This window comes from Citricoccus sp. CH26A (assembly GCF_000224415.1).
GTDB lineage: Bacteria > Actinomycetota > Actinomycetes > Actinomycetales > Micrococcaceae > Citricoccus.
In genome coordinates this window covers 49,356-63,319 of the sequence record NZ_AFXQ01000003.1, presented here as the reverse complement: position 1 = coordinate 63,319, position 13,964 = coordinate 49,356, and the positions used below count along the sequence as shown (strand labels likewise).

The window sequence follows — 13,964 nt, the reverse complement described above, 5'->3', positions numbered from 1 at the left end:
CATGGCGGGTGCGTGACGGGCGGGCGTCGGCCGGTTCAGGCGTAGGTGGGGACGATGGTGCGGCGGATGGCCTGGGCGATGCGCGAGTAGTCGGCCAGCGGGTCCTTGCCCAGCACGGCCGCCCAGTAGTGCAGCATGTCCTCCATGTACCGGTGCCCGTGGCCCCCGGGCACCGCCACGGACTGCGGCATGTCCGAGGCGACCTGCCAGAACGTCACCCACGGCATCCAGCGCAGGTGCCGGGACACGTCCAGCCCGGCCCTCTCCTTCGCCCAGTCGGGTTTGCGCCACAGCAGCTCCGGGCTCCACCACACCACGGGGTCGGAGGCGTGCTGGGCCACCACGATCCGCGTGCTGTCCCACTCACCGAACGGGACTCCGTTGTAGTCGGTGACCAGGTCCTCGGGGCGCGTGGCGAACCGGACGTGCCGGCCGTCGTCGACCACGGGCGCGATCTCAGGGGTGCCGCGCCTGCGGAACGGGGCGAGGGACTGCCAGAAGGTGGTGAACCGCGGCAGCCCGGACCAGACGGCCCCGTCCACGCGGGCGATCATGTCCTCCAGGTCCTCGAAGGCCTCGGTGCCGCCGAGGGCCCCGAGGGACTCCCCGCCGACCAGCAGCTTCGGCCGGTGACCCGCCGGCATCCTGTCCAGTTCGGCCTCGATGGCGGTCAGCAGGGTGTCCGCGGCGAGCACGGGCGTGGCGCGGTCGGCGACGAACGCCACCCCCGAGGGCAGGTACGTGTACTGCATCGAGGCCAGGGCGCAGTTGCCGCCGGTGAGGAACTCCACCGAGGACGCGGACCACTCCTGCAGCCAGCCGGTGCCCGTGGTGGTCAGGACCAGCAGCACCTCCCGCTCGAAGGCGCCGGTGCGCCGCAGCTCGGCGACGACGGCCGCCGCCGTGCCCTGCAGGTCCCGACCCTCCTGCCAGCCGGCATAGGCCCGGATCGGGGTCATCGCGGGCTCGCCGGTGGCCTCGGCGATGTCCACGGCCCGCGGGCCGTCCGAGACCACGGCCTGGCCCTTGGCCCCGAGCGAGGCCCAGGACTCGTGGGACGCCTCGGAACCGGAGCGTTCCGGCTCGATCGGCGGCACCCGGCCCGGCAGCAGCCTCGCGTTCGTCTCCTGGGCCGCCTTGGACAACCGTTCCAGCAACCGGCGGTAGACCACCTTGTCCAGCACGAAGGCCGTGCCGGCGGCGGTGGCCCCGGCTCCGACGGCGGTCGCGACCGGGGCGGGCAGGACCGGTGTGAGGGCCCGGGCGGCAGTGCCGGCCACGCCGTGGACACCGCGTCCGATACCGACCAGGCCGGCCGTCAGTGCGAGCCCACCGGCGACGCCGAGGACGTGTTCCCGGGTCCGGACGGGACGGGTCTCCATCAGCCCGGCGATCTCCGCCTGGGCCTTGAGGCTGCGCAGCCAGGACAGTCCGCTCACCCCGAACATGAACCACGGGGCGGCCCGCTGCAGCGGCCTGATCCGTTCCGGGTCCACCGTGACCGAGACGCCGAGGGCGCGGCCAGCACCGCGCACCGCCGCGCGGCCGGTGGCACCGACCGCGTAGCCGAAGGTCTGGGAGACTGCGGTGGCGATGGACGTCATCCACCAGGTCCGTGGGATGAAGCTGGGCGACGACGACACCCAGCTCATGACGTGGGCACCGGCGATGCCTGCCCCGTCAGGTCTGAACCGCATGGTCCCCATTATGCCCATCCGATCAGGTCCGATGTCCCCGCCCTCCGGCGGCCTGCCTGCCGGTTCGGCGATCGGAGGGCATCCCGGGGACAATGGGATCCATGACCTCACCTCTATACGCCGGCCTGTCCTCCGTGTCCTCCGCGCCGACCGTGCTCGCGAGCGCGGCCGGCACCGGATCGGGCGGCGGGGAGTCCTACGGCTGGCTCGGGGACATCGTGGTGACGATCATGGAGGCCATCGGCCCCATCGGCGTGGCCCTGGCCGTCTTCGCCGAGAACCTGTTCCCCCCGATCCCGTCCGAGCTGATCCTGCCCCTGGCCGGGTTCACCGCGGCCGGCGGGGCGTTCGGCCCGTGGGAGGCCACCATCTGGGCGACGGTCGGTTCCGTGGTGGGTGCCCTGATGCTCTACGGCATCGGCGCCTGGCTGGGCCGCCGCCGCATGTACCGGATCGTGGACTGGCTGCCCCTGGTGGACATCGAGGACGTGGAGAAGACCGAGCGCTGGTTCAACAAGTACGGCTACTGGACCGTGTTCCTGGGCCGCATGGTGCCGATCTTCCGCTCGCTGATCTCCATCCCGGCCGGGATCGAGCGGATGAACCTGGGGCTGTTCACCCTGTACAGCCTGCTGGGCTCGGCGATCTGGAACACGATCTTCGTCTGGGGCGGATTCCTGCTCGGGGACAACTGGCACCTGGTCTCGGACTACGCGGACGTCTTCTCCAACATCGTGATGATCGCCGTGGTCGTGTTCCTGGCCTGGTGGATCATCGCCCGCGTGCTGCGCAACCGCCGCCGCGCCCGGGACCCGCACTTCGTGGCGCCCTCGGCCGAGGCCGCCGCCGCCCGCATGGACGAGCTGCTCGGGGAGCCGGGCCGGCGCCGCTGACCCGGCCGGAGACCGGGGCCCGCCGGTTCAGCGGTAGCCGACCGGTGCCGCGGGAACGTACCTCGGCAGTGACCGCGCCTGGCCGGAACTGACGATGCGCTTGCCCAGCGGCAGCAGGGAGACCGGGATCATCCGCAGGTTCGCGATCCCCAGGGGGATGCCGATGATGGACAGGAACATCGGGATGGACGTCAGGACGTGCCCGATCGCGATCCACAGTCCGGCCACGACCAGCCAGATGATGTTGCCCAGGCCGGACCAGAAGTCCCCGCCGGGCCGGTCGTCCACGACCACGCGCCCGAAGGGCCACAGGGCGTAGCCGGCGATCCGGAACGAGGCGATGCCGAACGGGATGGTGACGATGAGGACGCAGCACACGATCCCGGCCAGCGCATAGCCCAGGGCCAGCCAGAACCCGCCGAAGACCAGCCAGATGATGTTGAGCACGAGGTTCAGGGCACGGTTCATGTCCCCATCGTCCCAGCCTGGCGCTACGCTGACGAGTGCCAGGCCGTCGACCCGAAAGAACCTCATGTCAGAGCGCAGTCCGCGACGTCCGCAGCTCGACTCCGGGGCTGGGCGCCCCCTCGCCCGTCCCGCCGGCTCGTCCCGGCTGGCCCGCGGCGTGACCCTGGGCGTGACGGTCGCCCTGCTGCTGTCCACCACCGGTTGCCTGGGCCCCTCCCGCCCTTCCCCCGAGGACGCCGCGACCGCCCTCGGCGCGGCGATCGGCTCCGGTGACGTCGGGGTCCCCCTGACGGAGGCGGGCCGTTCCGTCCCCTCGGCCGTCCTCGAGGCGCTCCCCGCGGCGCTGCGCCCCGGGGAGGCCACCGTCACCGTGACCACGGACGCCGTCACCGTGCGCGAGGACGACCCGGACCGGGCCACCGCGCAGTACACTGTCCGGCGCGACCTCGGCGCCCTGGGCCTGGAGGGCCGGGAGTGGACCTACCGCACGGACGCCGAACTCGTCTGGGACGAGGACGGCCGGCAGTGGCGCGCGGACCTGCGGCCCGATGACCTCGTTGCCGGCCTGGCCCCGGGGGGCACCGTGACGGTCCGGCGCACGGAGGCGGACCGCGGGGACATCCTGGATGCTGCCGGGAAACCGCTCGTGACGGAACGGGACGTGGCCGTGCTGGGCCTGGACAAGGCCCGCATCGAGGCGGACCAGGTCGCCGGCTCCGCCCGGCAGGTGGCCGAACTGGCCGAGGTGGACGCGGAGGCCTTCGTGACCCGCGCCGAGGCCGCCGGGGACCAGGCGTTCGTGGAGGCCATCACCCTGCGAGCCGACGGGACCACCGACATCCCCGTGGACGCGCTCGCGAGGGTCCCGGGCGGGCGGGTCATCGAGGACACCGCCGTCCTGGCGCCCAGCCGCACCTTCGCCCGGGACGTGCTGGGCACCTACGGGGAGCCCTCCGCCGAGCAGGTGGAGGACTCGGACGGGAGACTGGAGGCCGGCGTCGCCGTCGGGCTCTCCGGCCTGCAGTCCACATGGCAGGACCGCCTGGCCGGCACCCCCGGGATCACCATCACGGTCGACAACCCCCAGGACCCCGACGACCCCGATGACACCGGGGCCGCGCCGTCCGCCACGCCGTCCGCCGGCGGGACGGACACCGGGGCCGCGGCGTCAAGCCCGGACGTGACCGCCTTCGAGGCCGGGCCCGTGGCCGGCACGGCCCTGTCCTCCACGCTGGACCGGAGGATCCAGGCGGAGGCCGAGAAGGTGGTGGGCGCCTCCGAGGTCCCCGCCGGACTCGTGGCGATCCGCCCCTCCGACGGGCACGTGCTGGCCGCCGCGTCCGGGCCGGAGGGCTGGCCGGTGGCGGTGTCCGGGGCCTACGCGCCGGGTTCGACGTTCAAGGTCGTCACCGCCCTGGCGCTGCTGAGGTCCGGCCTCGCCCCCCAGGACCCGGTGCAGTGCCCGGCCACCCTCAACGTGGGCGGCATGGTCGTGGGCAACTACGACGGCTACCCGGACGCCTCGGTGGGCACCATCCCGTTCGCCGAGGCCTTCGCAGAGTCCTGCAACACCGTCTTCGTCGGCGCGCACGAGGAGGTCTCGGCTGCGCAGGAGGCGGAGGCGGCACAGGCCCTGGGGTTGGACCCGGACCCGGTGACCGGGCTCGACACCGCCTTCCTCGGGTCCGTCCCGGACGACTCCACCGGCACCGAGCACGCGGCCAACCTCTTCGGCCAGGGCGTGGTGGAGGCCTCGCCGCTGGGCATGGCCACGGTGGCGGCCTCGGTGGCCGCCGGGCGGACCGTGCGTCCCGTGTTCGTGTCCGATCCGGCCGTGGACAGCGCGGCACCCCCGGCCACGGGGGTCACCGAGGCGGAGGCGGGGCAGTTGCGGTCCCTGATGTCCGGCGTGGTGGAGACGGGCACCGCGGAGATGCTGCAGGACGTCCCCGGCGCCCCCGTGCTGGCCAAGACCGGCACGGCCCAGTTCGTGGCCGATGGCGAGGACCTCGCCCACACCTGGCTCATCGCGATCCACGGGGACCTGGCCGTCGCGCTGTTCTTCAACGAGGGGCTCGGCGGCGGGCACGACAACGGGCCGGTCGTGCGGGACTTCCTGACCGCGGTGGAGCAGATCGTCCCCTCGGAGTGAGCGTCTCCCGGCGGCGGTAGCCTTGAAGGCCTGATGAGCAGCGACCAGACTCCCCCCGAGCACCCCGCCCCGGCGCAGCACGCCCACGGCCACAACCCCCACCCGGACCCGGACCTGTACCGCACCGAGCCGGTCTCCTTCGTGCGCCGCGGGGAGCGGTTGAACCCGCGGCGGCAGAAGACGTGGGACCGCGCCCGCGGCACCTACATCGTGGAGGTCCCCCGGCACCACGCCACCACCTCCGTGGCGGCCGGCACCGAGGTGGACTGGTCCGCGGTCTTCGGCCGCAGCGCCCCGCTCGTGGTGGACATCGGCTGCGGCCTCGGGGAGTCGACCGTCCAGGGCGCCGTGGACCGTCCCGAGGCGGACTTCGTGGCGTTGGAGGTCTACACCCCGGGCCTGGCCGCGCTGCTGATGGAGATCGAGGACCGCGGGCTCACCAACGTCCGCGGCGTGCAGGCCAACGCCCCGGAGGTGCTGGACCACCTCCTGGCCCCCGGCTCCGTGCAGGAGGTCTGGGTGTTCTTCCCGGACCCGTGGCACAAGACGCGCCACCACAAGCGCCGGCTGGTCTCTCCCGCCTTCGCCGACCGGGTGGCCCGCGTCCTGGCGCCCGGCGGCGTGCTGCGGCTGGCCACCGACTGGTCCAGCTATGCCGTCCACATGCGCCGGGTCATGGAGGGCCACCCCGGGTTCGCCAACCTGCACCCGGGGCGCGCCGCCGGCCAGGATTCCCCGCTGACCCGGGTGCGGGTCGAGGGCCGGGAACTGCAGGTCGGCGCGCAGCCGATCACCCCGGACTCGCAGGGCTCGCGCGCGGGGCTGAGCGAGGCGGCCGCGGGGGCCGGCGTCGAGGACCCGGTGGACCACGACGGCGGCTGGGCACCGCGCTTCGACGGCCGCCCGTTGACCAGCTTCGAGGCCAAGGCCCTGCGGGCCGGCCGACTCGTGTTCGACCTCGCCTACCGCCGCCGCTGACGCTGCGCCGACGCCGTCACCTTTGCCCCGGGGGCGTGTCAGCGGGGATACTGGTACGCCGACACCGACCACCGACCGTTCGCCCCGGGCCGGACCCGCGCCCGCCGGGCACGGAGCGCCGTGGCCCGACGCGGTCACGACGAAGGGACCCCCGGTGCCAGACGAACCGGACACACCCACTGCCCAGGACCGCACCCCAGGCTCCACCGGCGCCCCACCGGAGGGGCGTGCCCAGGACCGCGGTGGCAGCTCCGGTGCCGTGGGCCTCTACCCGCATGACATCCATCCCGGCCTGGTCCCGGGCATCAGCGTGGACGAGCAGCGCCACCGCTTCGGCGTCGACTGGGTGGTCTTCGGCGTCACGGCGGCCCTGATCGTCGCGTTCGTGGCCTGGGGCGTGACCTCCCCGGAGTCCGTCAGCGAGGTCTCGGCCGCCGCCTTCGGGTGGGCCATGACGAACACCGGCTGGCTGCTGAACCTGACGTTGATGGTGTGCGTGGTGGTGATGGTCGTGCTGGCCTTCGGCCGCTACGGTCGCATCCGGCTGGGCAAGGACGAGGAGGAGCCCGAATTCTCCCGGTTCTCCTGGGTCGCCATGATGTTCTCCGCGGGCATCGGCGTGGGCATCTTCTTCTTCGGACCCTCCGAGCCGCTGGCCTTCTACACCGCTCCCCCGCCGCACACCGTGGAGGCCGGGACCGTCGAGGCCCTGCACCAGGCAACGGCACAGTCGCACTACCACTGGGGGCTGCACGCCTGGGCCCTGTACGCGCTGGTCGGCGGTGCCATCGCCTACTCCTCCTACCGGCGTGGCCGGGTGTCCCTGATCAGCTCGGTGTTCCGCTCCCTGTTCGGCGAGCGGCACACCGAGGGCGTGGCCGGCAAGATCGTGGACATGTTCGCGATCATCGCGACCCTGTTCGGCACGGCGGCGACGCTGGGCATCGCGGCCCTGCAGATCGGTGAGGGCGTCACGATCATCGGTGGCATGGGACCGCTGGGCAACAACGTGCTGCTCGTGATCGTCGCCGTGCTGACCCTGGCCTTCATCGTCAGCGCCGTCTCCGGAGTCGCCCGCGGCATCCGCTACCTGTCCAACATCAACATCACGCTGACCCTGGGCGCGGTGCTCTTCGTGTTCTTCGCCGGGCCCACGCTGTTCCTGCTCAACCTGGTGCCCTCCAGCGCCATGCAGTACCTCAACGAGATGTTCTCGATGATGGGCAAGTCGCTGTCCTGGGGCCCGGAGACGGTGGAGTTCCAGGCCTCCTGGACGGCGTTCTACTGGGCCTGGTGGATCGCCTGGACCCCGTTCGTGGGCATGTTCATCGCCCGGATCTCCCGCGGCCGCACGCTGCGCGAGTTCGTCCTGGTGTCCATGCTGGTCCCCACGGGCATCCTGATGATCGCGTTCTCCATCTTCGGGGGCACCGCCATCTGGATGAACACCCAGGGGGTGCCCGGCTTCGACGGCAGCGCCACCCCGGAACAGGTGCTGTTCAACATGTTCGCCCAGTTCCCGTTGAGCGAATTCACCCCGTTCGTGCTGATCACCATCCTCTCCATCTTCTTCGTCACCTCGGCCGACTCGGCCTCCGTGGTCATGGGCACCATGTCCTCGCGGGGCACCCCGACGCCGAAGACCTGGGTGGTGGTGTTCTGGGGCCTGTGCATGATGGGCATCGCCGTGGTCATGCTGCTGGCCGGGGGCGAGACGGCGCTGACGGGCCTGCAGAACCTGACGATCCTCATCGCCCTGCCGTTCTCACTAGTCCTGTTGCTGATGATCGTGGCCTTCATCCGGGACCTGACCACGGACCCGGCGGCGATCCGGCGTGATTTCGCCAGGACCGCGCTGTCCAATGCGGTCCGCCGGGGCATCGAGGACCACGGGGACGACTTCGAGCTCTCCGTCAGCCGCGCCCCCGAGGGCCGCGGTGCCGGTGCGGACTTCGACTCCACCGCCGGGCACGTCACCGAGTGGTACCAGCGCACGGACGAGGAAGGAAACCCGGTCGAGTACGACTACGGGACCGGTACCTACGCCGACGAACAGGACGCCGGGGACCAGGACACCGGAACCACGGGGATGCGGGACGCCGACGTGGAGACCCCGGGCATGGTGGACACGGGCGAGACGGACCGGTCCGCCGCCGACGGCGCCCGCGCCTGACCCCGCGGGGTCAGGCGAGCGGGGGGATTCAGTCGAGGGGCAGGCCCGCGGTGGCGCGGGCGATGCGGTACAGGGAGGCCGTGCCCGCGTCCCGGTAACCGTGGCCGCGGCGGAGGGGGCCGGCGTCCGGACGGAACCGGGAGGTGTTGTGCCCGACGGCGGCCGCCAGGTCCAGCGCCTCGTCCGCCGCGATCTTCAGCCGGGTCATCTTCGTCCACGGCCGGCGGCCGGAGAGCCGGAACCCGAGCCAGGACAGGTAGTCCGAGTCCGTCAGCGCGAAGTAGACCTGGTCCCGCGTCAGTCCGAGCAGGTGCGGGTTCCCGGCCAGGTCCCGGGGCAGGCCCACGGCCCCGGACACCACGAGCGCGTCCACGGACCGCGGTGGCCGGCGGCGCTGCAGCATCTGCAGGGCCCGGGCGGCCACGATGCTGCCGTAGGAGTGTGCCTCCACGGCGGTGTGCGGGAACGGGTCCGTGGCTCCGGAGCCCCGGCGCTCCGCGGGGCCGTCCGCGGCGATCCGCTCGCGGTAGTCGTACCAGCCGGCCATGTGCAGGGCGAGCCGGGCGCCACCGCGCAGGGCATGTCGGCCGGAGAGCACTCCCCACGGCCCCGGCGGCTGGTAGCCCAGCCAGCTCACCACGCAGGGACTGGCCGCCCCGGCCTCTCGCTGGGCGGCCCACAGCTGACCGGCCTCCCGCGCGCTGCCCCACATGGCCGAGTGCACGAAGATCCCCATCCCGGAGACCTGCCAGGTCAGGTGGGTGGCGTCGGCCGGCTCCCCGACGGCGACGACCCCGGCCGCCGGGCGCAGGGCGTTGCCGAGGTCGTAGGTGAGCAGGACGCGGTCGGGGAAGGAGGGGTCCATGGCATCGGGCTTGAGCGCGTGGACGATCCCGTCGAGGGCGGCCCGCTGCTTGGGTCCGAGCAGGTGGCGGCGGCGCATGTCCGCCCGCAGCCGCTCGCGGGTGGCCCGCCGCTCGACGGGGTCCCAGATGTCCCGCCGGGCGACCTGCGCCGTGCTCAGTCCCTCGGCTTCCACACCAGGACCCCGGACACGGTCCGGACCGAGGGGGTGAGCGCCGACGACGACGACGACGGGCCGGCGGTGAGGGCGGCGGCCGGGCGCCGTCGGGGCCAGCCGCGCTGGCCGGTCCCCCGCCGCCGGGCGGCCGCGTACCCCTGCTCGGCGGCCTCACGGTCCGGGCCGGCGTCGAAGGTGGTGGTCACGTCTCCCTGCGCGCCGGCCGCGAACACGCGCGGGTACCGGGCGTAGGCCTGGAAGGCCTGGATCTGGCCCGCCAGGTCGGCGACCGTCTGCTGGAGCCGTTCGACCTCGTCCTCCAGGGCCACGATCCGCCGGATGCCCTCGAGGGACACGCCCTCGCGGGACAGCTGCTGGATGGTGCGGAGCCGGTCCACGTCCTGCCGGGAGTAGCGGCGCTGCCGCCCGCCCTGGCGCTGCGGGACCACCAGGCCCATGCGATCGTACTGGCGCAGGGTCTGCGGGTGCATGCCCGCCAGCTCGGCGGCCACCGAGATCACGTACAGCGGGTCCTCCCAGGCGGTGGTCACAGCCGCGCCTTGTCCGCCAGTGCGGCCCGCGGGTCGTGGCCGGCCGCGGCCCGGGCATAGGACTCGACGGCGGCGCGGGCCTCCTCGGACAGGGAGGTCGGCACCGCCACCTGCAGCTCGACCAGCAGGTCACCGCTGGCCTTGGAGGTCTTCACGCCGCGGCCCTTGACACGCAGCACCCGCCCCGAGGAGGTCCCGGCCGGGACCCTCACCTTCACGGAGCCGTCCAGAGTGGGCACCTGGATGGTGGCGCCCAGGGCGGCCTCGTCGAAGGTGATCGGCACGTGGATGCGCAGGTTGTCGCCCTCGCGGTGGAAGAACGGGTGCTCGCGCACCTTGACGGTCACCAGCAGGTCCCCGGCGCCGGCCGCGCCGGGGGCACCCTTGCCGCGGGCCCGGACCTTCTGCCCGTCCTTGATGCCGGCGGGGATGCGCACGTCGATGACGTCCCCGTCGGGTTCCCGCAGCGAGATGGTGGTCCCGCGCATGGCGCCGGCGAAGGAGATCGTGGTGGTGGCGGTGCGGTCCGCGCCCTTGGTCGGCGTCCCGTAGCCGCCGAACCCGCCGCGGCCTCCGGAGGGCCCGCCGTATCCCCCGCCCCCGCCGCTGAAGCCGCCGAACAGGTCGGCGAACTCCGGCGGGATGTCCCCGGACGTGGAATAGGACCGGCGGCCCCCGGAGCCGCTGGTGAACAACCCCCCGAAGAGGTCCTCGAAGCCCCCGCCGCCGGCGCCGGGGCCACCGGCCCCCGCGCCGGGGGCGCTGAACCGGGCACCGGAGCCCATCGCCCGGATGGCGTCGTACTGCTGGCGCTCCTCCGGGTCCGAGAGCACGGCGTTGGCCTCGGTGATCTCCTTGAACCTCTTCTCGGCCGCGTCGTCACCGGGGTTCTGGTCCGGGTGGTACTTCCGGGCCAGCTTCCGGTAGGCCTTCTTGATGTCGGCTTCCGAGGCGTCCTTGGAGACACCGAGGATGGCGTAGAAGTCCTTGTCCACCCAATCCTGTGAGGCCATGGTGCCTCCTTTCGGGTCAGTTCGGTTCGGGTCGGTTCGGTTCGGCGAGAGGGCCCGGAGCGGTGATGACTAGCCCTCCGCGCCGGCGGAGACCATCACCTGGGCGGCACGCAGCACGCGGCCCTCGCGCACGTAGCCGTTGCGGAAGACCTGCACGATGTGCTCCTCCGGCACGTCGGCGCTGGGCTGGCGCAGCATCGCCTCGTGCTGGGCCGGGTCGAACGGCTGTCCGGCCAGGTGCTCCTGGTCCTGACGCTCCAGCCCGAACCCGGAGAGCACCGTGTCGAACTTGGTGGCGATCGCGGCGAACGGTCCCTCCGTCAGGTCGCCCGCGGCCCGGGCGGCGTCCAGGTCGTCGAGCACCGGCAGCAGGGCGCTCAGCACGGACTGGATGGCGTTGTCCTTGGCCACGTTCCGGTCCCGCTCCACGCGGCGCTTGTAGTTCACGAATTCCGCCTGCACGCGCAGCAGGTCGGTGCGCAGTTCCTCCTCGCGGACGGAGGCGCCGGCCGTGTCCGGGTCCTGGGCGCCGGTGATCCCCGCGTCCGCGGCATCACCCTCGGCGTCCGCCGCGGCCTCGTTGAGGATCCGCTCGGCCTGGGACAGTGCGTCGCCGTCCTCACCGGCACCCGCAGCGGCCGCGCCGTCGGCAGCCTGCGGCCCACCGGCGGGCTGGCGCACCTGTCCGGTCTCGGGGTCGATCCGGCGCTTGTCCTGGAAGCTCACCGGCTCCTCGCGCTCTTCGTGCTCTTCGTCGTGTCCGTGATGGGGCATGGTCTCTCGTCCTTTCCTCCGGTGCCCTGCGGGCCGGCCGTCCCGCCGTGTGGCAGGGCGGCCGGCCCGGGTCCGGTGGTCCGCTCACGCGGACCGGGTGTCAGGGGTGCTGGGGGCGGGGATCACTTGGAGCCCGCGTCCTTCGGCTCGTCCTCGTCCACGACCTCGGCGTCGACGATGTCCTCGTCGGCGGAGGTCCCGGCGCCCTCGCCACCGGCGGCCCCGGCGGCGGCGCCGGCTGCGCCGGCCTCCGCGGACTGGGAGGCGTACAGGGCCTCACCGATCTTCGTCTGGGACGCCTGCAGCTTCTCGTAGGCGGCCTTGATCTCGGTGTCGTTGTCCTGCTTCTCGAGGGCCGCCTTGAGGGCGTCGACGTCGGCCTGGACCTCGGTCTTGATCTCCTCGGGCAGCTTGTCGCCGTTGTCCTTGAGGAGCTTGTCCACCGAGTAGGCGGTCTGCTCGGCCTGGTTGCGGCGGTCGGCGGCCTCGCGGCGCTCCTTGTCCTCGGCGGCGTGGGCCTCGGCGTCCTTCACCATGCGGTCGATGTCCTCATCGGACAGCGAGGTGCCGCCGGTGATGGTCATGGACTGCTCGGTGCCGGTGCCCTTGTCCTTGGCGGAGACGTGGACGATGCCGTTGGCGTCGATGTCGAAGGTGACCTCGACCTGGGGCATGCCGCGCGGGGCCGGCGCGATGCCGGTCAGCTCGAAGGTGCCCAGCGGCTTGTTGTCCCGCGTGAACTCGCGCTCACCCTGGAAGACCTGGATGGACACGGAGGGCTGGTTGTCCTCGGCGGTGGTGAACGTCTCCGAGCGCTTGGTCGGGATGGCCGTGTTGCGCTCGATGAGCTTGGTCATCACGCCGCCCTTGGTCTCGATGCCCAGGGAGAGCGGGGTGACGTCGATCAGCAGCACGTCCTTGCGCTCGCCCTTGAGCACGCCGGCCTGCAGGGCGGCGCCCACGGCCACGACCTCGTCCGGGTTCACGCCCTTGTTGGGCTCCTTGCCGGCCAGCTCCTTGACCAGGTCGGCCACGGCCGGCATGCGGGTGGAACCACCCACGAGCACGACGTGGTCGATGTCCGAGACCGAGACGCCGGCCTCCTTGATGACGTCCTTGAACGGCTGGCGGGTGCGCTCCAGCAGGTCCGAGGTCATCTCCTGGAACTTGGCGCGGGACAGGTGCTCGTCAAGGTGCACCGGGCCCTCCGGGGTGACGGACAGGTACTGCAGCGAGATGTTCGTGGAGGTGGCCGAGGACAGCTCCTTCTTGGCCTGCTCGGCGGCCTCCTTCAGGCGCTGCAGGGCGATCTTGTCCTTGGACAGGTCGGCGCCCTTGGACTTGGCCTGGGCCAGCAGCCAGTCGACGACCCGCTGGTCCCAGTCGTCGCCGCCGAGCCGGTTGTCACCGGCGGTGGAGCGGACCTGGATGGTGGAGAAGTCGTCCTCGTCCTTGCCCACCTCGAGCAGGGAGACGTCGAAGGTGCCGCCACCGAGGTCGAAGACCAGGATGAGCTCGTCCTCCTTGCCCTTCTCCAGGCCGTAGGCCAGGGCGGCCGCGGTCGGCTCGTTGATGATGCGCATCACGTTCATGCCGGCGATCTCACCGGCCTCCTTGGTCGCCTGGCGCTCGGCGTCGTTGAAGTACGCCGGCACGGTGATCACCGCGTCGGTGACCTTCTCACCCAGGTAGTCCTCGGCGTCGTGCTTGAGCTTCATCAGGGTGCGCGCGGAGATCTCCTGCGGCGTGTACTTCTTGCCGTCCATCTCGGTGGACCAGTCGGTGCCCATGTGGCGCTTGACGGAGGCGATGGTGCGCTCCGGGTTGTTCACGGCCTGGCGCTTGGCGATCTCGCCGACCAGCACCTCCCCGGACTTGGAGAAGGCCACGACGGACGGGGTGGTCCGGGAGCCTTCGGCGTTCGCGATGACGACGGGGTCGCCGCCCTCGAGGACGGAGACGACGGAGTTGGTGGTACCGAGGTCGATTCCCACTGCACGGGACATGGCGGTTCCTTTCCCTGACGATTGGAGGTGATGCGGTTCAGACGCCCGGTGACGAGGTGACGCGAGCCGATGTCGACCCGCTGCCATCCAGCCACCTGAGCGTTCAGGACTCAAGGTTTCATGGCCGGGAGTTCCGTGTCAATCTGCCTTGAGTCGAGGTGACTCAACTTTGTGTCGCCGGGTACAACCGGGGCGGTCCGGGATTCATTCCCGGCCCGGGACGGAGTCCACCACCGCC

Annotated in this window: 10 protein-coding genes and 1 pseudogene; 4 read left to right on the top strand and 7 right to left on the bottom strand. The window is 72.2% G+C overall.

Annotated elements, in window-relative coordinates:
- Positions 1-35 precede the first annotated feature (35 nt).
- Positions 36-1,697 (bottom strand): alpha/beta-hydrolase family protein, encoded by a 1,662-nt coding sequence (locus CITRI_RS16040; protein WP_157998895.1) that lies wholly within the window; start codon positions 1,695-1,697, stop codon positions 36-38.
- 101 nt (positions 1,698-1,798) lie between these two features.
- Here CITRI_RS16040 and CITRI_RS0102710 point away from each other — a divergent pair, with 101 nt between their 5' ends.
- Positions 1,799-2,590 carry a DedA family protein gene (locus tag CITRI_RS0102710; RefSeq protein ID WP_010143046.1) on the top strand — a complete coding sequence of 264 codons (792 nt, stop codon included), beginning with the start codon at positions 1,799-1,801 and terminating at the stop codon, positions 2,588-2,590.
- A 27-nt stretch (positions 2,591-2,617) separates the two neighbouring features.
- On the opposite strand, the gene CITRI_RS0102705 is transcribed toward CITRI_RS0102710, so the two are convergent.
- Entirely contained in the window at positions 2,618-3,058 is a 441-nt protein-coding gene (locus tag CITRI_RS0102705; protein WP_010143045.1) for a YccF domain-containing protein, read from the bottom strand.
- Positions 3,059-3,122: 64 nt separating this feature from the next.
- Here CITRI_RS0102705 and CITRI_RS0102700 point away from each other — a divergent pair, with 64 nt between their 5' ends.
- The 3 genes from CITRI_RS0102700 to CITRI_RS0102690 all read left to right on the top strand — a co-directional run bounded on the left by CITRI_RS0102700 (position 3,123) and on the right by CITRI_RS0102690 (position 8,361).
- The gene (locus CITRI_RS0102700; protein WP_010143044.1) at positions 3,123-5,210 is read left to right on the top strand and encodes a penicillin-binding transpeptidase domain-containing protein; all 2,088 of its coding nucleotides are present in this window, start codon (positions 3,123-3,125) and stop codon (positions 5,208-5,210) included.
- Positions 5,211-5,243: 33 nt separating this feature from the next.
- A complete protein-coding gene (trmB, locus tag CITRI_RS0102695) occupies positions 5,244-6,188 on the top strand; it encodes a tRNA (guanosine(46)-N7)-methyltransferase TrmB (protein ID WP_010143043.1) in 945 nt (314 codons plus the stop codon).
- Between the two features lie 154 nt (positions 6,189-6,342).
- A complete protein-coding gene (locus CITRI_RS0102690; protein WP_010143042.1) occupies positions 6,343-8,361 on the top strand; it encodes a BCCT family transporter in 2,019 nt (672 codons plus the stop codon).
- Positions 8,362-8,389: 28 nt separating this feature from the next.
- On the opposite strand, the gene CITRI_RS0102685 is transcribed toward CITRI_RS0102690, so the two are convergent.
- The 5 genes and pseudogenes from CITRI_RS0102685 to dnaK form a co-directional block, all read right to left on the bottom strand.
- On the bottom strand, positions 8,390-9,400 hold the full coding sequence (locus CITRI_RS0102685) for an alpha/beta hydrolase (RefSeq protein WP_010143041.1): 1,011 nt from the start codon (positions 9,398-9,400) through the stop codon (positions 8,390-8,392).
- 289 nt (positions 9,401-9,689) lie between these two features.
- Positions 9,690-9,873 (bottom strand): annotated as a pseudogene (locus CITRI_RS20565) (MerR family transcriptional regulator); the annotation flags it as partial.
- 56 nt (positions 9,874-9,929) lie between these two features.
- Positions 9,930-10,946, bottom strand: a complete 1,017-nt coding sequence (locus CITRI_RS0102675) for a DnaJ C-terminal domain-containing protein (RefSeq protein ID WP_010143038.1) — start codon at positions 10,944-10,946, stop codon at positions 9,930-9,932.
- Positions 10,947-11,015: 69 nt separating this feature from the next.
- Positions 11,016-11,720, bottom strand: a complete 705-nt coding sequence (locus CITRI_RS0102670; protein WP_010143037.1) for a nucleotide exchange factor GrpE — start codon at positions 11,718-11,720, stop codon at positions 11,016-11,018.
- Between the two features lie 122 nt (positions 11,721-11,842).
- Positions 11,843-13,726 (bottom strand): molecular chaperone DnaK, encoded by a 1,884-nt coding sequence (gene dnaK / locus CITRI_RS0102665; protein WP_010143036.1) that lies wholly within the window; start codon positions 13,724-13,726, stop codon positions 11,843-11,845.
- Positions 13,727-13,964 lie beyond the last annotated feature (238 nt).